Here is a 21644-nt window from a genome sequence, read left to right as displayed (position 1 = left end):
TGAGCGTAGATAGTTAACTAAAACTCTTTGCATAGTAGTTTTTTCGAAGTTTAATAGGACATCTACTTCAGACAAGCTTCAGCAGATGGTCTTTCATACTAAGTTCAGCTAGCTTCACTAAGTATTCAATTCCTACGTAGCTATTTAGCTTATGGACTATATCTAGTTATCATAGACTTTATATTTGCAATTTATTTATTATATCCATTAACTATTAAGTCTAACTTTCCTGTCTCAGGATCTATTGCAAGTCCATGAACAGATATACCTTCTGGCATTAATGGATGTTTCTTAATTAAAGTAACACTATCTTTTATAGATTCTTCAACCGAATCAAATCCATGCAACCATTTTTTAATATCTATTCCAGCATTACAAAGTGTATCTAAAGATTCTTTTGAAATTCCTCTATCAATAGCCTTTTGCAATAATTTATCTGTGTCTAAATTACACATTCCACAGCCATGATGTCCAATCACAAAAATTTCATCTATATTAAATTCATAAATTCCAACAATTATACTTCTAATTACACTTCCAAAAGGATGCATAATTGCTGCTCCAGCATTTTTTACAATTTTAGCATCACCATTTTTTAAATTTAATGCTTTAGGCAATAAATCTGTAAGCCTTGTATCCATACAAGATAAGATAAGTATCTTCTTTTTAGGATTTTTTGAAGTTATGTATTGCTCATAATCTTTATGTTCTACAAAGTCTTTATTAAATTCTAATATTTCATCTAATTTACTCATAGAGTCCCCCTTTTATGTTTTTAGCCTTTTACTTATTTTATAATAACAATACAATTTTTCATATAGTTTTTTATGTATTATTGTTATACATTTTTAATTCTATCCAGTAAATTTTTATATTCTAAATCCAATTCTTCTTTTTTAACTTTATTTGTTTCTAATGATAATAGTGAAATAACCTCTGTTAATCTATTTTTTAAAACTAGCAATTCCTCTTCACACTTCTTTTTATTAATATCAACACTATCAATATTTTTATGATCTAAATAGAAGCTATAACCTCCATCAAATTCATGTAGTTTATTTTCTTTAATTTCAATAATATAATCACATATATTTGAAACAAATCTTATGTCATGAGATACTAAAATAATAGTCTTATCAGTATTTACTAAAGCATTTTCTAATGCCTCTATAGATTTAATATCTAAATAATTGGTTGGTTCATCTAGTATTAATATATTATTATCTGATAAGATCACCTTACATAGCCCTACCTTTACCCTTTCTCCTCCACTTAAATCAGCGACTTTTTTATATACACTTTTATCTTTAAATCCAAATTCACTTAAATTAATTCTTATAAAAGTTTCATCATAAGATGAATCTTCTTTTATATTTTCTAAAATAGTCTTATCATCCTTTAAATTACCTTGACCTTGATCAAAATATCCTATTTTTACATTACTCAAAATCTTAACTTTATCACTATTTCCACTAATTATATATTTTAATAAAGTTGTTTTTCCACAACCATTTTCCCCTATTAAAGCAATTTTTCTTCCTTGTTTTATTTTTAAATTAACATCATCTATTAATAATTTATCTTTCACATAAATTTTTGAATCCTCTATTTCAATGGGAACTTTAGAATTCAGCTTCATACTTGGTACAATGTTAATTATAGTTTTCTTTGTATCTTTTGGTTTTTCTTTAACCTCTAACTGATTTATTCTGCTTTTAATTGATTTTATATTATTATCTATATTCTTCTTTCCTCTTTGATCACCCATTTTTATAGTTTTAGCTTCTGATGGTCCCATTCCTTTGGGAGCTTTTTTAATTCTATCTCTTAATACTTCCTTTTCTGATATGGCTTTTTCTAATCTAGATTTTTCATGAATATATTTATTATATTCTCTTTCATTAACTTTTCTATTTTCTTCTTTTTGATTAAGATAATCGCTATAATTTCCACTATATATAGTCAGCTTTCCCTCTTCAATTTCAACAATCTTATTACATAAATCATCCAAAAAATTTCTATCATGAGAAACAATAAGCAATGCTCCCTTATACTTCTTAAACATTTTATTTAAAAGCTTAACGCTTTCAACATCTAAATTAGAAGTAGGTTCATCTGCTATTATAAGACTACTATTTTCTTCAAAAGCCTTGACTATCCTCATTTTAACCTTTTCCCCTCCAGATAAGTAATCATCATATTCATCTGGAACATGAAGCATACCTTTTAATTTCCCCTCCCCGTCAATTTTGCACCACTCTTCTCTTTGACTAATATAAGAATAACTATCTGTAATATAAGTAGTTCCTTCATCAGCTTTTACTTCTCCCATTAATATTTTTATTAAAGTTGTTTTTCCTGCTCCATTTTCTCCTACTACTCCTATTCTATCGCCTTCCATTATTTCAAATTTATCTATATCAAGTAATAATCTATCACTATAATACTTCTTTAAATTATTAATACTTCCAAGTTGCATATTAAAGCCTCCATCAATAAAAATATAAAAGAAGGATGTTGCAAAAATTATACTTTACAACTATCCCTCTTAAATTAATCTTTTATAATATTATTTGATTTATCAATTAAATGTATTCTACTATAATTATTTAATTTTATTCTTTAAATAAAATTATTTAATAATATTACTAGCTTTTGGACAAGATATATATTATTATTATAAAAAATACTAATTTGAGGTGGTAAATATGACAGTTTATGCAATAACATTTTATTTAAGTGAAGATTCTCATTCATGTGGTTGTGATTCTCACGATCACAATCATGATCACGAACATCATCACCATCATCGTGATGACTATGATATAATTGCAACAATAAAATCACTTGGAGCTTGGGCTAATTTTATGCCTGATAGCTATTTACTTAAAACTGATGTTTCAGCTAATGAAATTTCAGAAAAGATTAAAGCATTCTTACAACCTAATGATCTGCTTTTTGTAACTAAGGTTGACAAGGATGATGTTGCATCACTAACTCCTGGTGTTGTAGATTGGATAAAAGCTTAATAATATAAATTCAAATGGCTAGATTTATTTTAAATCTAGCCATTTTTACCTTTTAATATATTCCTATTAAGAGTATAAATCCATTAATCATAACTCTTTAATATTTTATAAAATATGCTACCCAAATTTTTAAAAAATGAATCTTAAATTAGATAACTTTAATTAAAATATAACTTTACAATTAATATATCGGATCTGTAATAACACCAAATGATGTTGCTTTTATTAAAGGATTATTTATAAGTTCAATCAATTCTTCCTTTGTCCCATGAACTACTACTCCTAAAATTTTTGCATCTTCAGATGAAGTTTTTCCTCTTTCCATTATTTCATTATATAAAGTTTTATTCACTATCCTAGGCCTTTATAAAGCTATCATGAACTATGTCTTCTGCATCATTGATTTTACATCCACTTTTTACCAAATACAGACATATAACATTAAATTGCTTTTTATATAAATTTATAATAAAATCTTTGTCCATATTTCCTCCTTTAGTATTCTAACCCTTTCTTAAATAAGACAATTAAAATAGTAAAATGTGTACATATAAAATAAATTTTTAATTAAGCTTCAAAAACATTTTTAACTTACTATCTAAATAATTTATTATGACTTCAATTCCTAATATAATTAATTCTAAAATAAACTGTTATCTCCTTTATTCTCTTTAAAACTTTCTTATGTTATATATAACTAACATTTTCTTACATGAAATAAATATATTGTTGATTTATAATATAGGAAATTTAAATTTCAATGAAAAGGAGGTATTAAATTGCTAAATGCATTAACCATATTTATTTTACAACTTGTCTATGTTCCACTTTTAACATTAAGAACTACATTTGTTGTTAAAGGTAAGAAAGCTCAAGCTTCAATGTTTGCTTTCCTTGAAGCTATAATTTATATAGTAAGCTTAGGTATTGTTTTTTCTGACTTAAGTAATATCCTTAATATAGGTGCTTATATACTGGGATATGGTATTGGAATATATCTAGGAGGTTTAATAGAAGAAAAACTTGCTATTGGATATAGAACTATTCATGTAAATTTAACTAGTTACAATCAAGAATTAATTGATAAATTAAGAAGTTTAAATTTTGGAGTAACTACTTATAATGGAGAAGGAATTAATAAAGAAAAAAGATATAGACTTGAAATTGTATCTCATAGAAGTAGAGAAAGTGAAGTTATTTCTATAATTCAGTCTATGGAAAAAAATGCTTTTATAGTTTCTTATGAGCCTACTCAATTTAAAGGTGGATATATTACTAGGCATATGAAAAGATAGTATTTGTATATTCCGATTTTTACAGTTGATATTTTGATAATTTGTTATAATTTATAATAATTATATATAAATTCATTTCCACTTAATATATAATATTTATAAATTTATAAAAATAGGCTGGCGCTATATGAAATATAAAATACTAAAAGTAAACATGATAAACTATAAATTTTACTATGATGGAAAAGAAATTGATTCCTACATTGACTTAATTAATATGCATTAAAAAGATGGATATTCTTTATCTCAAATTCTATCATTACCTAGTGAAGATGCTTCTACTCAATTAACATTAGATATTATTTTGCAAAAAGATAATAATGCTTCTTCATATAATCAAGGATTCTCATATTAATTATAAAAGGAAAGCTATGAAACAAATAGCTTTCCTTTTATTTTCTAAAATTATTAACTTTTTAATCTCTCTATTTAATAATTATGCGTTAAAAACTTCTTTATATTATCTATAACTATCCTATTTTGTTCTTCAGTTCCCATTGAAATTCTAACGAACCCGTTCATGCCGATTAGTTTTCCGTCTTTTACTATTATTCTATTTCTTTGTAGGAAATCTACTAACTCACTTGCTTTCTCTCCTAATTTGAACATAATAAAAGATACATATGATTTAATATATTCTATGTTAAGTTCTTTAAAGGTAGTTTCGTACATATGAAGTGCTTCTTTATTTTTAATCCTTACTTGTTCTACATACTCTTTTCCTTTATAACTCTAACTGCTAAATTTTGAGCATATGAATTTAAGTCAAAAGGTCCAATAACAAACTTAAATTCATCAATTATGCTTGATCTAGCTATTCCATATCCTACTCTCACTCCAACTAACCCGTATGCTTTTGATAAAGTTCTTAATATTATTACATTAGAAAACTCTTTATAAATCTTTAAAGAATCTAATGGATCCTTTTCTAAAAATTCTATATACGCTTCGTCTAAAACTACTTTAACATATGAAGGAACTTTTTCTAAAAATGATACTATATCTTCATCATTTAAAAGTGTTCCAGTTGGATTATGAAGATTAGATATCCAAATTAATCTTGTATTTTCATTTATTATATCTTAATATTCAGATATTCAAAAAAATTTAGTATCTCTTAATGGATATATATATCAATATAATTTAGATAGAATATTAATTGCTGATAAATCTGGAAACGGCTTAAATAGTGGTGGACAAACTGTTACTATTTCTGATAGAGACTATTTTAAAACGGCTATGTCTGGTACTTCAACAGTTAGTAGCCCATTGACTGATAAAACTACTAAAAAAACTCTAATGACTTATTCTGCCCCAATAAAAAATAATGATCAAATAGTATGGGTATTATCTTTTGCTAGAGATGCTAAAGAAGTATCAGATAAAATAAGCACAATAACATTTAGAAAAACAGTAAAAACCTGCTTAATAGATGGTAATGGTACAACGATAGGTCATTATGATTATAAAAGAGTCCAAGAGGGAGAAAATGTAATTGAAATAGCTAAAACAAATACTGAATTATCAGAACTAGCTAAAAACTTTGAAAAAATGAAAGCTGGTGAAAATGGATATGGTGAATATAAATTTAATGGTGATAAAAGAGTAATTTCTTACTATAGTATTCCTGAACTTAATTGCTCAGTAGGCCTTATGGGTTGATAGTAATGATCTATTTATGGTAATAGTTATTACTATTGGAATTATATCACTAGTTATCGCAATGATACTAGCTTACAGATTCTCTAATAAACTTAGTAAAAGATTAAAATTAGCTTCTAGTATAATTTCAAATTTTGCAAAAGGTGACTTCTCATAAGTATTACCTAATAAAGAATTAAATAAAACATATGAAATAGGAGAAAGACTTTCTTCAATAGATAAATCACAAGATTCACTAAAAGATATGATTTCTTCCATCAAAGATTTATCAAATACTTTAGAAGAAGAATCATTAAGCCTAACTAATATATCTGAGGATTATTTAACTTCATGTAAAAATATTATTGCTGCTACAAAGGAAAGTTCACAAGGAACATATAGCCAAGCTAATCAACTTTCTAATATTACAGCTGATATGGATACATTTGATGCTAATTTAACTTCCATAATTACATCTATTTCTAACATTAATACTATGGTAACTAATATTAATAATAAATCTACTTCATCTAATGAAGATATAGGTGAACTAGTATTAACTATGAAATCCTTAGAGAAGAACTTCAAAATATTTAGTGATACTATTTCAAGCATGAAGGAAAATATAAATAGCATTACATCAATAACTGACGTAGTAAACTCTCTTTCTGAACAAACTAATCTTCTTGCTTTAAATGCTGCTATTGAAGCTTCCAGATCTGGGGAGGCTGGAAAAAGATTTGTAGTTGTTGCTGATGAAATAAGAAAACTAGCTGAAGAAAGTAAAACTTCATCAAGTGAATTATCTACCTCAAGTGAGAGAGTTGCTGATTCAGCTGAAAATTTAAGTATATTAACTAAGTCAATATTATATAAACTTAATAAGTTTAAAATAGATTAATAAAAATTTCTATTTAAGTTTATATATAAATGATAAGAACCGTATATATGATTTGTACCTTAGATGTTAAATATTTATATCTAAGGTGCACTTCAATATTACGGCTCTTTTTTATATTACAATTCTAAATTATCTCTACTTATAGCAGTTGCAATGAAAATTAATAAACTAGCTAAAAAAGATTTCCAAGCTCTAATTACAGCTCTTTTATCATTAGTTTCTCTACTTGCTCTCCTTGCCTCCTCTAAGCCTCTATAGTTAATATTTAAAAATACTCCTGTAGAATAAAGAAACATTGCATTTGTTATTCTAGGAAAATTCTTTGTATCAATAAAATTTTCAGATTCATTTGTGTCAAATAATTGATCTGAAACTCCTGCCCTTAAACTATATAAATAATAAAGGTTTAAAAGTGTAGCTAATATTATAATATATAATGTATCTATAGATAAATTCAATGTACCTAATTGAGATATTAACTCATCTCTATTAGGTACATTTGCATTATTTTGAGAATCATTACTTTCTTCTTCATTATTATTCTTTACTTCTGCTTCTGTATCATTTTTAATATCTTCTGCTATTCTATCCTTATCTTTAACTCTTATTTTTTTATTACCTGATCTATCTTTAATAGTATGCCTATCATGAATGCCTTGTTTATTTTTATTTATTCTACTTCTTTTATTTTCTACTTCATAACTCTTTTTTGATTCTGAAGAATAAGCTCTCTCAAAACCACTTCCTTCTCTTGAAGCAGAACACTGATTTTTATACTTTTTACTATTGTAGGTCTTTTTAGATTTCAATATCCTACTCCTAAAGGCATAATTATTTATAATATAAAATATGCACTTATTTATTATAAGATACTAATAATTTGTAGTTATTAATTTGATGCTTCTTTATCAGCGAATTGACTGTTATATAATTTTTCATAGAAGCCACCTTTTTTCATTAATTCTTCATGTGTTCCTTGTTCAATTATATTACCATCATTTATAACTAATATTAAATCAGCACTTCTTATTGTTGATAGTCTATGAGCTATTACAAAGCTAGTTCTTCCCTTCATTATATTTCTCATAGCTTTTTGAAGTAATAATTCTAACCTTGTATCTACAGAACTTGTTGCTTCATCTAAGATCAATATAGCTGGATCTTTAAGTATTGCTCTAGCTATTGTTAAAAGTTGTTTTTCACCTTGTGAAATATTAGATGCCTCTTCATTTAAGAACATGTTATATCCATCAGGAAGAGTTTTTATAAAATGATGAACATTAGCTATTTTAGCTGCTTCTACTATTTCTGCTTTTGTTGCTCCAAATCTTCCATACTCTATGTTATCATATATAGTTCCGTTAAATAACCAAGTATCTTGAAGCACCATTCCAAATATTGAACGTAAATCCTCTCGTTTCATATCCCTTATATCTACGCCATCTATTTTTATTGATCCACCTTTAATTTCATAAAATCTCATTAAGAGATTAATTAATGTAGTTTTTCCAGCACCTGTTGGTCCAACTATTGCAACCATTTGGCCACTTTTAACTTCTGCACTTAAATCTTCTATTAAAATCTTATCGTCATTATATCCAAATCTTACATGTTCAAAAGTTACATTTCCTTTTGGACTATCAAGTTTTACAGCTTTTTCTATATCCTTTATTTCTTCTTCTTCATCTAAGAATTCGAATACTCTATGAGCTGCTGCAACTGCTGATTGTATTGCTGATGATAACTGAGTTACTTGTGATAAAGGTTGATTTATTTGCCATATATAACGTATAAATGCTTGAAGGTTACCTACTGTTATTCCTCCTGCTATTGCTGTTATAGCTCCTGTTACTCCAACTGCTGCAATTCCCAAATAGCTAACAAGTCCAACCAATGGTGACATTATACTTGATATAAATTGTGCCTTAAATCCTGTGGCTCTAAGTTCTTCATTTACATCCATAAACTCTTTTATTGCATCTTCTTGCTTTCCATATAATTTAATTTCATTAAAACCAGTATACATTTCTTGTACTTTACCATTAAGTTTTCCTAAAGCTTTTTGTTGTTTATTAAATAAGTTCTGTGATTTATTTACTATAATCTTTGTAATTAAAATACTTAATGGAATTATAATAGTTGCTAAAAGTGCAAGTTTTACATTTATCGAATACATCATTATAAGTGCTAAGCTTAATGATAAAAATGCATTAACTACTTGAACAAAACTTTGTTGCAAAGCATTGGAAATAGTATCTACATCATTTGTAATACGACTTAATACATCTCCATAACTATTACCATCAAAATACTTTATAGGTAGCTTACTTATTTTCTTTTGTACTGTATTTCTTATATCCTTCATTGTATTTTGGATTGCATTGGTTAATAAGAAACTAGCTATAAATGTAGATCCTGCACTACCTATATAAACAAGGAATAACAAAATTAAAATTTTTATAATATAGTTAAAATTAACTGAAGCTCCTTGAACTCCTTTTATAATAGCTTCAAAATCCTTAGTCAATTGTGTAATAATTAAACCTTCTGTTCTTGGAGCTAATGCTGTGAATATTGCTGCTGATACTATAAATAGTATTGCTCCACAGAATGACCATTTATATTTATTTACAAAAGGAGTAATTTTCTTCACTACTGCTTTAAATCTATTCATTATGCAAGTTCCTCCTCTGTAAGTTGTGATGATGCTATTTCATGATAAATTTCACAAGTCTTAAGTAATTCTTTATGAGTTCCAATACCTACTACTTCTCCTTCATTTAATACTACTATTTTATCAGCATCCATTATTGAACCGATTCTTTGTGCTACTATTAGCACTACTGACTCCTTAGTTTCTGATTTAAGTCTCTTTCTTAAAATAGCGTCTGTTTTAAAATCTAAAGCTGAAAAACTATCATCAAATATATATATTTCTGGTTTTCTAACTATTGCTCTAGCTATTGAAAGTCTTTGCTTTTGTCCTCCTGATACATTTGATCCACCTTCACTTATTACTTCATCAAATTTTTTAGGTTTACGTGAAATGAAATCATAAGCTTGTGCAACCTTTGCAGAATATTCAACTTCTCCAGTATCTGCATTTTTCTTACCAAACTTAATATTACTTGCTATACTACCAGTAAATAAAAGCGTCTTTTGTGGTATAAATCCAATTTTTTTACGTAATGCCTTTAACTCATAATCTCTTACATCTACTCCATCTATTTTGATGCTACCTTTCGTAACATCATAAAATCTTGGAATAAGATTTATTAATGTACTTTTTCCACTCCCTGTACTTCCTATAAAAGCAATTGTTTCACCCTTTTTAGCAGTAAAAGAAATATCTTTAAGTACTGCTTCTTCTCCATTTGGATATACAAACGATACATTATCAAATTCTACTAATCCTTTAATTTCTGTATCTTTAACTCCATTTTCTGGACTCTTTATTATAGGATCTTCATCTAATATTTCCTTAATTCTATTAGCTGAAACTTGTGCTTTAGGATACATTATAAATACCATTGAAAATAACATAATTGAAAACATGGCATGAAATAAATACTCAATAAATGCTACTAATTGTCCTACTTGAAGAGTTCCTACATTTATCATTTTACTTGATACCCAAAATATTGCTATAATTGCTAAATTTAATAGGAAGAAGAACATTGGCTGAGATATAGCCATGAGCTTATGAAGCTTTTTAGAAACTTGTGCATATAATTCATTAGTTTCATCAAATCTTTTTCCTTCATAATTATCATTTCCAAAAGCCCTTATAACTCTTATTCCTGTTAAGTTTTCTCTTGATATTCTGTTTAGCTTATCTAGTCTCCTTTGTTGAGTTTCTGATAATGGCTCAGATATCTTTGCTATAACTATAACTCCAAGTATTATAAATGGAATAGTTATGGCTAGGACTACAGATAATGAAGGACTTGTTTTAAGAATCATTATTAAACTTACTATAAACATTACTGGAGTTAATAATGCTGTTCTTAAAAGAGTATTGGTGAATTGTAGAAGTACAAATGCATCATTTGTAGTTCTCGTTATCATTGATGATACTCCAAACTTATCATACTCCGTATGTGAAAATTCTTGTGACTTTTTAAAAATATCATTTCTAATATCTCTTGTTATACCTGTAGAAATTCTTGATGAACAAAATCCTAAAAGTATTGTTCCAAGAACTCCAATAACCGAAATAATTGAAATAATTATCCCCATTCTTTTTACATAATTAATGTCACTATTTACTATCCCTTTGTCTATAACTTTTGCCATTATAGTTGGTATTCCTAATTCAACTAATGCAAAGCCAAAGACAGATATAATATTTAGTATAAGAAGCGCCTTATAATTTTTTAAATACTTTAATAATAATTTCATTGCTGCGTGTTCACTCCTTTTCTTTTAATTCTTTTCAATATAAATAAAAATGAAATAATTAGAATATTACTATTATTTCATTCATTTAATACCCATATGCAATTTTTCAGTACATTATAACATAGCTTAAATAAAAATTCCACATTTTTCCCAATACTCCTTACTTTCTTCTACATTATATTAATCTTAAATCCAAAAATAATTTTAAATCAAAAAAGCATAACTAATATTTTAAATAGTTATGCTTTTTTTAACTTTTAATATTATAAAATTAAAGTTCTAACTACATTCTCAACAGTTTTTTCAAGATTAATTTCTCCATTTTTAAGAGCTTCCTCCAAAGAACATACACCTCTTATAATACCAAAAATTGAGTTTATTCCTATATCATAAAGATTTTCTGCTCCTTCACCAATCTTTCCTGCAAAAGCAATTGTTTTTACTCCACTTTTTTTAGCCACAGATGCTACTCCCATAGGAGTTTTTCCAAAGATAGTTTGGCTATCTATTGAACCTTCTCCAGTAAATACAAAATCAGCTTCTTTAATCTTATTTTCTAAATCAGTATGCTTTATTATTAACTCTATCCCACTTTTAAGTCTTCCATTAAAAAAAGCAAGTAATGCTGCCCCAACTCCACCTGCAGCACCAGCCCCTTCAACATTTGCTACATCAATTCCAAGTTCTCTTTTAATTACTTCTGCGTAGTTAGCTAACGCTTCATCTAATTGTATAATCATATCTTCTGTTGCTCCCTTTTGAGGACCAAATATTCTTGAAGCACCATTTTCTCCTATAAGCGGATTGTTTACATCGCAAGCAACCTCAAATATAACATCATTTAGTCGCTTATCAAAATTAGTTAAATCTATAGTATTTAATTTAATTAACTCACTACCACCAAAATTTAGTTCCTTACCCTCTTTATCTAATAAATGAGCTCCTAAAGCTTGAATCATTCCAGCACCACCATCATTAGTAGCACTTCCCCCAATTCCAATTATTATATGCTTTATTCCCCTATTTATAGCATCTAATATTAACTCACCTGTACCATATGTAGTTGTAATTAAAGGATTCCTATTCTTTCCTTCAACAAGATGAATACCACTTGCACTTGCCATTTCAATAATTGCTTTTTCACCATTTCCTAATATTCCATAAGTAGCATTTATCTTTCTATGTCCAAGAGGATCAGTAACTACTGCACTTACAAATCTTCCTTCAGTTGCCTCAACTAAAGCTTCAACAGTTCCTTCTCCTCCATCCGCCATAGGAACCTTTATGCATATGGCATCTTTAATTACTTTTTTAATTCCTCTTTCCATAGCATTACAAGCATCTTTTGACGTCATACTTTCTTTAAACGAATCCGGGGCCAATATAAACTTCATATAATTCATCTCTCCATTCAACTATCCTCATAGTATTATATCAAATATTATCGGAGAAACTGAAGTTAATATTAATCAAATTATTGATTCATATGGTATAGTTTCTATACCATTAGTAATATTTCCATAAGAAAATAAGTTATTATTAATTTAAATCGGCTAAAATTAATTTATTAATAGCCTTTGCAACTCCACTGTTATTATTATCTTCTGTAATATAATCTGCCATAGCTTTTACCTCATCCATTCCATTTTTCATTGCTACAGCCATACCTGCTCTTTTTAACATTTCTATATCATTTCCACCATCACCAATACAAATAACCTCTTTAATATCTATACCCAATTCCTTTACCAATTCCTCCACAGCTTTTCCTTTAGAAATACCCTTACTATTTATTTCGCAATAATGATGCTCTGCACTAGATATTTCAAACTCTTCCGTCTCCTCCAGAATTGTCCTCACTCTTTTTACTTCATCTAAATTATTCTTATTTATACAAATTGCCTTAACTATTTTATATTTATTATCTAGAGCTAAATTTTCAAATGGATAGTTTTCAATTATATTTACTTTATGCTTATTATCTAAATACTTATTTATTTTTTTATAACTATATTCATTTGGAATGTTATTTTCAGAAATTATTTCATTTTCAGTATTTAAATATATATCTACATCATAGTCTTTTACTAATTCCTTCAATTTTAATATTTCCTCGTAACTTAATGTTCTAAATTCTAAATTTCCATCCTCTGTTAAAATTATGCCTCCATTTGAAGCTATTACTTTAGTACTAACCCCTAATAAATCTTTTATATGATCTACAAACTTATAAATTCTACCTGTAGCTATACATATATTTACTCCACTATCAATAGCTTTCTTTATTGCTTCTATATTTTCATTTGTAATTTTCTTGTCATCTGTTAATAGAGTTCCATCTAAGTCTATGCATACAAGTTTATAATCATTTTTCTTCATTCCCATCTCCCCCTTATTTTTTCATATAAATAAAATGATCTGCATGATTTAAAAGTTTCATACAGATCATTTACTATTATTTTACCATTCAGCTATTGTTCCATCATAGTTTTTCCAACTAGGATTTGTCCAGTATAATCCTTCTGCAGAAACTTTTTCTACAAGTTCTTCATCTATTTCTATACCTAGACCTGGCTTTGTTGGCAATTCTAAATATCCATCTTTATATTGGAATATTTCTTTATTTTTTACAAAATCAAGTAAGTCAAATCCTTTATTGTAGTGAATTCCTAAACTTTGCTCTTGTATAAATACATTTGGTGTACAAACATCCAATTGTAATGTTGCTGCTAAAGCTATTGGCCCATAAGGTGCATGAGGTGCAACAGCAACATCAAATGCTTCTGCCATAGCTGCAATTTTTCTAGTTTCTAATATTCCGCCGCAAAGAGCTATATCTGGTTGAATTATATCAATAACTCCTTCTTTTAATATGTTTTTAAAGTCCCATCTACTATATAGTCTTTCACCTGTTGCAAGTGGTGTAGCAGTATGATTAGCAACTTCTCTAAATGCTTCTTCATTTTCTGGAAGTACAACTTCTTCTAAGAACATTAATTTATAAGGCTCTAATTCCTTTGCTAAAACCTTAGCCATTCCCTTATGAACACGTCCATGGAAGTCAACTCCTATACTTAAATCAAATCCAACAGCATCTCTTATAGATTTAACCCTATCAACTACTGCTTGGACCTTTTCAAATGAATCTATATAATGAAGTTCTTCTGTAGCATTCATTTTTATTGCTTTAAACCCTCTATCTCTTCTATCAATAGCTTCTTTTGCAACATCTTGTGGTCTATCTCCACCTATCCATGAATATACCATTATTCTATCTCTTGCTGCTCCACCTAATAATTCATATATTGGAACATTTAATGCTTTACCTTTAATATCCCATAAAGCCATTTCTATTCCTGAAATTATTGTTCCATTAATTGGACCACCTCTAAAGAATGATCTGTGAAGTTCTTGCCATATTCTTTCTATTTCAAATGGATTTCTTCCTATTATTCTTTTTCCTAATTCATAAGCACCTGCTACTACTGTATCTGTTTTAGTTCCAGATATCATTTCACCCCAACCTTCAATTCCTTCATCAGTTGAAATCTTTATGAATATCCATCTTGGCTTTACAGTATAAACTTTAATTTCTGTTATTTTCATTACAAAGTCTCCTTCTACTACTATATTTTAATTAAGCACTTTGCCCTACTTCATTATTTTCTGGATTTTTCTTTGCATCTTTCTTAGGTTTAATAACATCCATGTAGTACCAAATCACTGCAAATCCTATTATTAATAATGGAATATTTATTATTGGATTACCTACAGTAAAGGCCATGAATATTATAAAACTTTGAGTTAAGCTTGTTGCTGCAAATGATGATATTAATGCACCAGCTGCTAAGCTTAAATCAATCCCAACACTTGAAGCTAAATCTGTTAAAACTGGAGCTGTAACTGTACCAGCTAATAATATAGCTGCAGTAGTACATAAACCAATAACCACGTTTTTAAATAGATTTCCTCTAGTTAACGCAACTACAAGTGCAACTCTAAATGGAACAACTGCTAAGTCTGCAAAAGGTAACATTCTATTTCCAGGAAGTACTACCGCTAATAATATTGTTAATGGTATTACTATTAATGAAGTTGTTATAACATCTGGATTACCTGATACTACTGCTGCATCTAATCCTATAAATAGATCTCTTCCTTTAAATTTCTTCTTTGCAAATTTCTTTGCACCTTCTGATATAGGCATTAAACCTTCCATAAATAGTGATGTCATCTTAGGTATAAGAACTAGAACAGCTGCCATATTTACTGCAACATTTGCTATGTTAGTAAAGTCATATCCAGCTAATGCACCAATAACTCCACCTAAAATTAATCCCATTATCATTGGTTCTCCAAAAAAACCTAAATATTTTTTAGCATCTTTTAATGAGAAATTTATTTTATTTACTCCTGGTACCTTATCCAATAACCAGTTAAGTGGTACTGCAACTATTAATGAAGATAATGCTGAAACTGTTGGCAATGACACTCCTGGTAAACCAAAGTAATCTTCTACCATACCTGCTGACCAGTCTGATAGCTTAAATGTTACTATTGCCATTGCTATACTTGCTCCAACTCCAAAGAATATGTTTCCAGTTACGAAATAAGTCATAACCCCAACTATAGCCATATGGTGATAGTTCCATATATCAACATCTAAAGTATTCGTTTTCTTAAGAATTAACATTATAATATTTATAGCTAAAATTGCGAATATTAAAATAGGTATAATAGGTGATGCCCAAGTTACAGCTGCTATTGTTCCCCAGCCTACATCTAGTACATCTAAGCTGAAGCCCCATCTTTCAACCATTGCTTTAGCTGCTGGTCCAAGGCTTCCAGATAAAAGGTTAATTACAAGCTTAATACCTGCAAATCCAATACCAACTGTTAACCCCGATCTAAATGCCTTAGCTGGTTTAACCCCAAAAACAATGCCTACACCTAATATTATTAATGGTAAAAGTACAGTTGGGCCTGCATTTAATAATGTCTGGAATACATTATAAATAAGTTCCATAGTTAATCCTCCTCAATTATTTAATACTATTCTTAACTATTTATTTCTTAGCATAGTTTAATATTTCTTCTAAAGTTTCATCTTCTCCGATTCCTGTTAATAAAGACATTGCTGATACTACTGGTATTTTTGCGCTATCTCCACCATATTTTCCTGTTGTAACTAATATATCAAAATCATCTACCTTGCTATCAATCTCTAATAATTTGCATTGAGTTACTGATACTGCAACTCCATTTTCTTCACATATTTCCCTAATCTTTGTTGCCACTACTGTTGATGTTGCAATTCCATTTCCACAAGCTACTAATATTCTTTTCATTTTTTATTCCTCCAATTTTTTAATATTTACTATGATTTATTTCTATAAATTTTTCTAGGTATTTAATCCAAATAGCTCTTAACTACTTCTAAGATAGCTTCATCAGATTTTGCTTCTATAATTTTCTTTAAATCTTCTGAATTTTGAATTAAACTAATTATTTTTTGTAGCATTTCAATATGACCATGAGGTTCATTTAATGCTAGCATAATTACTATTTGAACATCCAATGTTATACTTGGATCATCCATAGCTTGAAAATCTACGGGATTATTAAGTATTCCCATTGCTATGGCAGATTCATTTACTAAAGTATGATCACAATGTGGTATTGCTATTTTTATTGCAGCAGGTAATCCAGTTGGATATTCTACTTCACGCTTTAATATAGCCTCTTTATACCCATCCTTAGCAAATCCTTCATCTTTTAATTTATCTGCTAAAAAACTTAAAATTTCACTACTAGTACTACACTCTAAATTTCTGTAAATTAAAGTACTGTGACTCATATTCTTTCCCCCTACTGTATCACTCTTTCTAATTCCTTTAATGCCTTTACTAATGCTTCAATATTTTTTGAGTTCACATCATCTTTATTAAAAAGACTTGAGCCTATACCTAAATAGTCAGCTCCATTTTCTAAGAATTCTTTAGCATTATCTGCAGATACTCCGCCAACAGCCATTACTTTTATATTTCCTAAAGGAGCCTTGATATCTTTTATATAGCTACTTCCACATGCTTTGGCTGGAAATACTTTTACTATATCTGCTCCATTTTCATAACACCACCAAATTTCTGTTGGGGTCATTGCTCCTATTATTGATTTAACATTATTTTTCTTACACTCATCAATAACTTCTTTCTCAACTACTATTGGTGTTAATATAAATTCTGCACCTGCTTTTATTGCATTTTTTGCATCTTCTATATTTTTTACTGTACCTGCACCTATGCTAACTCTATCTCCATATTCTTTTGATATCTTTTCAATAGTTTCAAGTGCACTCTCTGTGTTTAATGTTATTTCTACTGCTCTAATATTTGATTGAACTAAAGCCTCCATAACGGTTTTTGTTTGTTCATAGCTGTAACCTCTTAAGATAACAGTCACTTTAGAAAAATCCTTCACCTTTTTCCCCCCTTTAGTTTTCTTGCAATATATTAAAGCAATAGTCATGCCAAATTATTATGGCTAGTTTTGTATTTTGAGTTTTATAATAAAATTTCTAGTATTTCTTCTTTACTAGTGCTTGATTTTATCTTATTTAGAACACTTTCTTCCATGATTATCTTATATAATTGTTCAAAATATTTTTTTGAATCATCCTTTAAAGCTATAAGAAAAATTAAGTCTACTTCATAATTTTCACTCCATACTATCTTTTTGGCTAATTTAGTAATTAATATGGTTGGTTTTGTAACAAATTCTGAAGCACCATGCGGAATTGCTATTCCACCTTTTAAATACGTATCTCCAAGCATTTCTCTTTTAAATACACTTAATAAGAATTCTTCTTTTACATATCCACCATCAATAAGCTTTCTAACCATATCATCTAATGCTTCATCTTTATATTTATAATTTTCATTAACAAACACAACATTTTTATCTATAATTTCAGATAACTTATTTTCTTCTTTATTGGATATTATATTATTTAACTTTTTAACTCCTGATCCTTTCATTAATTCCTCTAATGATATAAAAGGTATATTTCTAAATTCCGGGTTTATCGTTCCTACTATAGCTTCTATATTTTTATTTTTAGATATCCTAGATAAAGATGAATTTATATCTTCATCCATAAATCCTATAGGTATAATTTCAATATCTTTTCCTTTTAAATCAATTTTGTTTTCTACATACTCTTTTATTTTTAAAGCTGAGCCTTTTCCTGTAATACATAATGTAACTATAACTTTTGATAAGTTACTATTTTCAATGTTATATTGACTTGATCCAAAACCTTTAGAATCACTTTCAAGATCATGCATTATTTCTTCTAATGATTGATCTGTTAATGCTGACTTTCTTACAGCTTCTAATACCATTAAAGTATCAACTCTTCCAATTACTCTAGTCTCAATTCCAGTTTTAGCAGTTATTATATCTCCAAATGTAACAAGTGAACCCATGTCAACTAAAATAATACAGCCTTTGCCTTGGTCATTTTCCTTCACTAATCTTATAGCTTTTTCAAGCATTATATCGGGAGAATCTCTAAAATCCATATCAAGTCCTACTGCATGATCAACGCCTAAAAACTTATTAGCTACTTCTGCCATTGCTGATGCTACTCTTCCATGAGTCATTACAATGACAGCTACTTTTCCTTCTTCAGTTTTTAAGTATCTTGTATAATTTTTAAGATACATTGTAATGAATCCTATTTCATCTTCAGGAACATCTATATTCAATCTTTCTCTTACAATTTCACACATTTTCTTAGCAACATTATATTCCTTTTCATACCTTGTCTTTATAATACTTAATTTGGGATTAATTATTTCCTTCCCATTACGTATTCTTTCATATGTTGAATTTAAATGAACAGCCAAAGGGTAAATGATATCTGACTGTAATCCTGTAAGTTCTTTTTTTGCAAGCTTTATCATCATTTTTACTGTTTCAAGGCTTTTAACACCAACTAGGTTCATAAGCTCATCTGTATTTACAACATTATAATTAATAGCCTTAGCCCCTCTAATCAATTCAAGCTCAACTTGTTGACTTAATATTTTTGATATTTCTTCATCGCTATACCCAACAAATTTAAGTTCTGACTGTCTTTTTTCTATAAATTTATATATATTTGTATTTTTCTTATTATATCTTGTATCTTCTTCTATTCTTTTCTCACCCTTATGGGATATATAAATATCTTCTATAATAAACTTTTCTATATCAGAATCATCAATATTAATCCTTCTACTTTGTTCCTTTATATAATCAGGTAGATACCTTTCATCTATATATAATCTTTTATCTTCTTTGAGCTTATGTTCCAAAAAACTTATGGCACATGCTACTTGAATATCACTTTTAAGTTGTCCTATATTTCCTTGACACTCATATTTCATAAGCTCACTTATGACATTTTTGGATATTAACATATCCTTTTTTATTCTATGACTTTCTTCAAAAAAGGCTTTATTTATTAATTCAAACCTTTCCTCAAAAGGTCTATCCTTAATTGCAGGTATTTCTATAACCATTGGTATTCTTCTTCTAAAAGTTAATAAAAGAGAACTCTCAACGTTTTCAGTCGTCGCTGCAATTATCATTACATTACTTTTTCTTACTGTTTCACTTTCTCCAAGCCTTCTAAATATACCTTTATCTAATATACTAAATAGTATTTCTTGTCCCTCTGACGGTAACCTATGAATCTCATCTAAAAATAAAATACCTCCATCACAAGCCTCAACAATTCCCATCTTATTTTCAGTAGCTCCTGTGTAGGCACCTTTAACACTACCAAATAATTGTGATAATAAAAGCTGTGGATTATCTGCATAATCTGCGCAGTTAAATATTATATATTTTGCATCTTCTGAAAAATTACTTGTACTCTTTGCAAATTCATACATTGCATCAGCTAAATAACTTTTACCAACCCCTGATGGTCCTAGAATTAATACATGCAATCCATGAGGTGGATAGCTAACTGCTGCTTTTGCTTGTTCCACTTGAACTCTTAAACTACCATTGTATCCAACTACTTCTTTGAAAAAGTCTTTTTGTTCATGAAAATCCTTAATATCCTCTGTCTTTTTATCTTTTATTGCATTTATATAATCATCTTCTTGCATATTAGAAATCAATTCTTTCTTTATATTAGAAGCTGCATATCTTTCAACTTTATATCCCTTTTCCTTTAAAGCTTCAGCTAGAGCTCTGTCCGATATTTTTTTATCTTTCTTTAAAATTTCTAAGGCATCCGTTTTTACATATTCTAACCGTCTATTTCTTGAATTAGCTATATTATTTTTCTTTCTATATTCGGTTACTATTTCTCTTAGTATATTTAATTTCTTTGCTATTTCTTCATCAGTTAAAGGATTTTTCTTATTTTCTTCCCTTAAAACCTCTGCTATCATTTTTTCTGTATTCATACTAATCTACCCCCGGGTTTGTATTTTAAAGTTACTATTATAATACACTACTTATATATAATTTTGAATTTATTAATTATTTATTCAACTTTGTTAAATTTAATATATTTACAAAATATTATAAATCCAATAATTCTCATATGCTATACTGCTAAACTCTATATAGACAAATATAAATGAGAAGACTCTTATATGATAAATAATAGCCTTCTCATTTTAAACATATTTTTAAAATTCTTTCTCAAAAGCAATTCTTTTACTTCCATCTAATAAATAAATAACACCACAGTATTTAAAGCTATTTTTTTCTAACAACTTTTGCATAATTAAATTATCTTCATGTGTATCAATCTTTATATTTTTTATTCCTTTTGATAAGCAAATTTCCTCAGACTTCTTAATTATTTCTGTCCCAATTCCTTTTCTATTAATATTATTAGAAACGGCTATTCTATGAATAACAGCATATTTCCCATTTGATATCCATTTTCCTTCATATATATTATTATAAGTCTCTTCTACATCAAATGATAAAGAAGTAGTTCCTATAATTTCACCAGTATCTTCTAAAACATAGCTAATATTATTTCTTATATCCTTTAAAATAACTCCCTCATTAGGATAGCCATTTTGCCACTGATCAACTTTATTATTTTTTAAAAAAGCCTTTGCCTCATTAATAATTTTCATTATGTTTTTTAAATCTTTTTCTGTTGATTTTCTAAATATCATTTTTTATTCTCCTAAAACATAAATTTATTAATTAGTATTATACAACATATCCTTATAATTTCTAGAATAATATCTATAATTAATTTAGAAACTAGTATTTTATTAATTGTTCTTAGCAAAATATTACAATAATCTTCTATAAATTAATTACTTTTTTAAGTAGAATAATTAGCCTTTT

23 protein-coding genes are annotated in these 21644 nt (G+C 28.0%); 5 read left to right on the top strand and 18 right to left on the bottom strand.

Annotation, left to right across the window (positions count from 1 at the left end; genetic code table 11):
- Window positions 1-191 precede the first annotated feature (191 nt).
- Entirely contained in the window at window positions 192-755 is a 564-nt protein-coding gene (locus tag CSBG_RS05270) for a carbonic anhydrase (RefSeq protein WP_008677697.1), read from the bottom strand.
- A gap of 83 nt (window positions 756-838) precedes the next feature.
- Window positions 839-2479: an ABC-F type ribosomal protection protein CplR gene (gene cplR, locus CSBG_RS05265; RefSeq protein WP_008677696.1), complete on the bottom strand. Its 1641-nt coding sequence runs from the start codon at window positions 2477-2479 to the stop codon at window positions 839-841.
- A 229-nt stretch (window positions 2480-2708) separates the two neighbouring features.
- Here cplR and CSBG_RS05260 point away from each other — a divergent pair, with 229 nt between their 5' ends.
- On the top strand, window positions 2709-3029 hold the full coding sequence (locus CSBG_RS05260) for a hypothetical protein (RefSeq protein ID WP_008677695.1): 321 nt from the start codon (window positions 2709-2711) through the stop codon (window positions 3027-3029).
- Between the two features lie 181 nt (window positions 3030-3210).
- On the opposite strand, the gene CSBG_RS18200 is transcribed toward CSBG_RS05260, so the two are convergent.
- Together CSBG_RS18200 and CSBG_RS18905 are read right to left on the bottom strand one after the other, a co-directional pair.
- Window positions 3211-3381 carry an anti sigma factor C-terminal domain-containing protein gene (locus CSBG_RS18200; RefSeq protein ID WP_008677694.1) on the bottom strand — a complete coding sequence of 57 codons (171 nt, stop codon included), beginning with the start codon at window positions 3379-3381 and terminating at the stop codon, window positions 3211-3213.
- A 4-nt stretch (window positions 3382-3385) separates the two neighbouring features.
- Entirely contained in the window at window positions 3386-3514 is a 129-nt protein-coding gene (locus tag CSBG_RS18905; RefSeq protein WP_008677692.1) for a hypothetical protein, read from the bottom strand.
- A gap of 294 nt (window positions 3515-3808) precedes the next feature.
- Here CSBG_RS18905 and CSBG_RS05255 point away from each other — a divergent pair, with 294 nt between their 5' ends.
- Complete coding sequence (locus CSBG_RS05255) at window positions 3809-4324, top strand: DUF5698 domain-containing protein (RefSeq protein ID WP_008677691.1); 516 nt, start codon at window positions 3809-3811, stop codon at window positions 4322-4324.
- A 429-nt stretch (window positions 4325-4753) separates the two neighbouring features.
- Here the strand turns inward: CSBG_RS05255 and CSBG_RS05250 are convergent, their stop codons facing one another.
- Both CSBG_RS05250 and CSBG_RS17895 read right to left on the bottom strand, forming a co-directional pair.
- On the bottom strand, window positions 4754-4996 hold the full coding sequence (locus CSBG_RS05250) for a hypothetical protein (protein WP_008677689.1): 243 nt from the start codon (window positions 4994-4996) through the stop codon (window positions 4754-4756).
- Between the two features lie 35 nt (window positions 4997-5031).
- Window positions 5032-5379, bottom strand: a complete 348-nt coding sequence (locus CSBG_RS17895; protein ID WP_268875682.1) for an aminotransferase class I/II-fold pyridoxal phosphate-dependent enzyme — start codon at window positions 5377-5379, stop codon at window positions 5032-5034.
- Window positions 5380-5419: 40 nt separating this feature from the next.
- Here CSBG_RS17895 and CSBG_RS05245 point away from each other — a divergent pair, with 40 nt between their 5' ends.
- From CSBG_RS05245 to CSBG_RS05235, 3 genes are all read left to right on the top strand, one after another.
- On the top strand, window positions 5420-5986 hold the full coding sequence (locus CSBG_RS05245) for a cache domain-containing protein (RefSeq protein ID WP_083854752.1): 567 nt from the start codon (window positions 5420-5422) through the stop codon (window positions 5984-5986).
- 16 nt (window positions 5987-6002) lie between these two features.
- Window positions 6003-6143, top strand: coding sequence for a hypothetical protein (locus CSBG_RS18195; RefSeq protein WP_156804376.1), 141 nt, complete (start codon window positions 6003-6005; stop codon window positions 6141-6143).
- An 87-nt stretch (window positions 6144-6230) separates the two neighbouring features.
- The gene (locus CSBG_RS05235) at window positions 6231-6866 is read left to right on the top strand and encodes a methyl-accepting chemotaxis protein (RefSeq protein WP_035285061.1); all 636 of its coding nucleotides are present in this window, start codon (window positions 6231-6233) and stop codon (window positions 6864-6866) included.
- A 116-nt stretch (window positions 6867-6982) separates the two neighbouring features.
- On the opposite strand, the gene CSBG_RS05230 is transcribed toward CSBG_RS05235, so the two are convergent.
- From CSBG_RS05230 to CSBG_RS05175, 12 genes are all read right to left on the bottom strand, one after another.
- Window positions 6983-7675 carry a hypothetical protein gene (locus CSBG_RS05230; RefSeq protein ID WP_008677687.1) on the bottom strand — a complete coding sequence of 231 codons (693 nt, stop codon included), beginning with the start codon at window positions 7673-7675 and terminating at the stop codon, window positions 6983-6985.
- A gap of 80 nt (window positions 7676-7755) precedes the next feature.
- Window positions 7756-9540: an ABC transporter ATP-binding protein gene (locus tag CSBG_RS05225; protein ID WP_008677684.1), complete on the bottom strand. Its 1785-nt coding sequence runs from the start codon at window positions 9538-9540 to the stop codon at window positions 7756-7758.
- Entirely contained in the window at window positions 9540-11267 is a 1728-nt protein-coding gene (locus CSBG_RS05220; protein ID WP_008677682.1) for an ABC transporter ATP-binding protein, read from the bottom strand. Before CSBG_RS05220 ends, CSBG_RS05225 begins: the two co-directional genes overlap by 1 nt.
- Before the next feature lie 263 nt (window positions 11268-11530).
- Window positions 11531-12661 carry a glycerate kinase gene (locus tag CSBG_RS05215; protein ID WP_008677681.1) on the bottom strand — a complete coding sequence of 377 codons (1131 nt, stop codon included), beginning with the start codon at window positions 12659-12661 and terminating at the stop codon, window positions 11531-11533.
- A 145-nt stretch (window positions 12662-12806) separates the two neighbouring features.
- Window positions 12807-13646 (bottom strand): Cof-type HAD-IIB family hydrolase, encoded by an 840-nt coding sequence (locus tag CSBG_RS05210; protein WP_008677679.1) that lies wholly within the window; start codon window positions 13644-13646, stop codon window positions 12807-12809.
- Window positions 13647-13727: 81 nt separating this feature from the next.
- Window positions 13728-14873 carry a galactonate dehydratase gene (dgoD, locus tag CSBG_RS05205; RefSeq protein WP_008677677.1) on the bottom strand — a complete coding sequence of 382 codons (1146 nt, stop codon included), beginning with the start codon at window positions 14871-14873 and terminating at the stop codon, window positions 13728-13730.
- A 31-nt stretch (window positions 14874-14904) separates the two neighbouring features.
- Window positions 14905-16293 (bottom strand): PTS transporter subunit IIC, encoded by a 1389-nt coding sequence (locus tag CSBG_RS05200; protein ID WP_008677675.1) that lies wholly within the window; start codon window positions 16291-16293, stop codon window positions 14905-14907.
- A 40-nt stretch (window positions 16294-16333) separates the two neighbouring features.
- Entirely contained in the window at window positions 16334-16615 is a 282-nt protein-coding gene (locus tag CSBG_RS05195; protein WP_008677673.1) for a PTS sugar transporter subunit IIB, read from the bottom strand.
- 62 nt (window positions 16616-16677) lie between these two features.
- On the bottom strand, window positions 16678-17124 hold the full coding sequence (locus CSBG_RS05190) for a PTS sugar transporter subunit IIA (RefSeq protein WP_008677672.1): 447 nt from the start codon (window positions 17122-17124) through the stop codon (window positions 16678-16680).
- Window positions 17125-17135: 11 nt separating this feature from the next.
- Window positions 17136-17747, bottom strand: coding sequence for a bifunctional 4-hydroxy-2-oxoglutarate aldolase/2-dehydro-3-deoxy-phosphogluconate aldolase (locus tag CSBG_RS05185; RefSeq protein ID WP_008677670.1), 612 nt, complete (start codon window positions 17745-17747; stop codon window positions 17136-17138).
- Window positions 17748-17830: 83 nt separating this feature from the next.
- Entirely contained in the window at window positions 17831-20734 is a 2904-nt protein-coding gene (locus CSBG_RS05180) for a sigma 54-interacting transcriptional regulator (protein ID WP_008677668.1), read from the bottom strand.
- Between the two features lie 228 nt (window positions 20735-20962).
- Window positions 20963-21466 (bottom strand): GNAT family N-acetyltransferase, encoded by a 504-nt coding sequence (locus tag CSBG_RS05175; protein ID WP_008677667.1) that lies wholly within the window; start codon window positions 21464-21466, stop codon window positions 20963-20965.
- Window positions 21467-21644: the final 178 nt, after the last annotated feature.

Source organism: Clostridium sp. 7_2_43FAA, assembly GCF_000158375.2.
Classification (GTDB): domain Bacteria; phylum Bacillota; class Clostridia; order Clostridiales; family Clostridiaceae; genus Clostridium; species Clostridium tertium.
The sequence above is the reverse complement of the archived record's forward strand: the minus strand, read 5'-3'. Positions and strand labels throughout refer to the sequence as shown.

Bases quoted from the DNA above. Each gene is read 5' to 3' on its own strand.
- CSBG_RS05270 (WP_008677697.1), bottom strand. From the start codon at position 755: ATGAGTAAATTAGATGAAATATTAGAATTTAATAAAGACTTTGTAGAA.
- cplR (WP_008677696.1), bottom strand. From the start codon at position 2,479: ATGCAACTTGGAAGTATTAATAATTTAAAGAAGTATTATAGTGATAGA.
- CSBG_RS05260 (WP_008677695.1), top strand. From the start codon at position 2,709: ATGACAGTTTATGCAATAACATTTTATTTAAGTGAAGATTCTCATTCA.
- CSBG_RS18905 (WP_008677692.1), bottom strand. From the start codon at position 3,514: ATGGACAAAGATTTTATTATAAATTTATATAAAAAGCAATTTAATGTT.
- CSBG_RS05250 (WP_008677689.1), bottom strand. From the start codon at position 4,996: ATGTACGAAACTACCTTTAAAGAACTTAACATAGAATATATTAAATCA.
- CSBG_RS18195 (WP_156804376.1), top strand. From the start codon at position 6,003: ATGGTAATAGTTATTACTATTGGAATTATATCACTAGTTATCGCAATG.
- CSBG_RS05235 (WP_035285061.1), top strand. From the start codon at position 6,231: ATGATTTCTTCCATCAAAGATTTATCAAATACTTTAGAAGAAGAATCA.
- CSBG_RS05225 (WP_008677684.1), bottom strand. From the start codon at position 9,540: ATGAATAGATTTAAAGCAGTAGTGAAGAAAATTACTCCTTTTGTAAAT.
- CSBG_RS05220 (WP_008677682.1), bottom strand. From the start codon at position 11,267: ATGAAATTATTATTAAAGTATTTAAAAAATTATAAGGCGCTTCTTATA.
- CSBG_RS05215 (WP_008677681.1), bottom strand. From the start codon at position 12,661: ATGAAGTTTATATTGGCCCCGGATTCGTTTAAAGAAAGTATGACGTCA.
- CSBG_RS05210 (WP_008677679.1), bottom strand. From the start codon at position 13,646: ATGAAGAAAAATGATTATAAACTTGTATGCATAGACTTAGATGGAACT.
- dgoD (WP_008677677.1), bottom strand. From the start codon at position 14,873: ATGAAAATAACAGAAATTAAAGTTTATACTGTAAAGCCAAGATGGATA.
- CSBG_RS05200 (WP_008677675.1), bottom strand. From the start codon at position 16,293: ATGGAACTTATTTATAATGTATTCCAGACATTATTAAATGCAGGCCCA.
- CSBG_RS05195 (WP_008677673.1), bottom strand. From the start codon at position 16,615: ATGAAAAGAATATTAGTAGCTTGTGGAAATGGAATTGCAACATCAACA.
- CSBG_RS05190 (WP_008677672.1), bottom strand. From the start codon at position 17,124: ATGAGTCACAGTACTTTAATTTACAGAAATTTAGAGTGTAGTACTAGT.
- CSBG_RS05180 (WP_008677668.1), bottom strand. From the start codon at position 20,734: ATGAATACAGAAAAAATGATAGCAGAGGTTTTAAGGGAAGAAAATAAG.
- CSBG_RS05175 (WP_008677667.1), bottom strand. From the start codon at position 21,466: ATGATATTTAGAAAATCAACAGAAAAAGATTTAAAAAACATAATGAAA.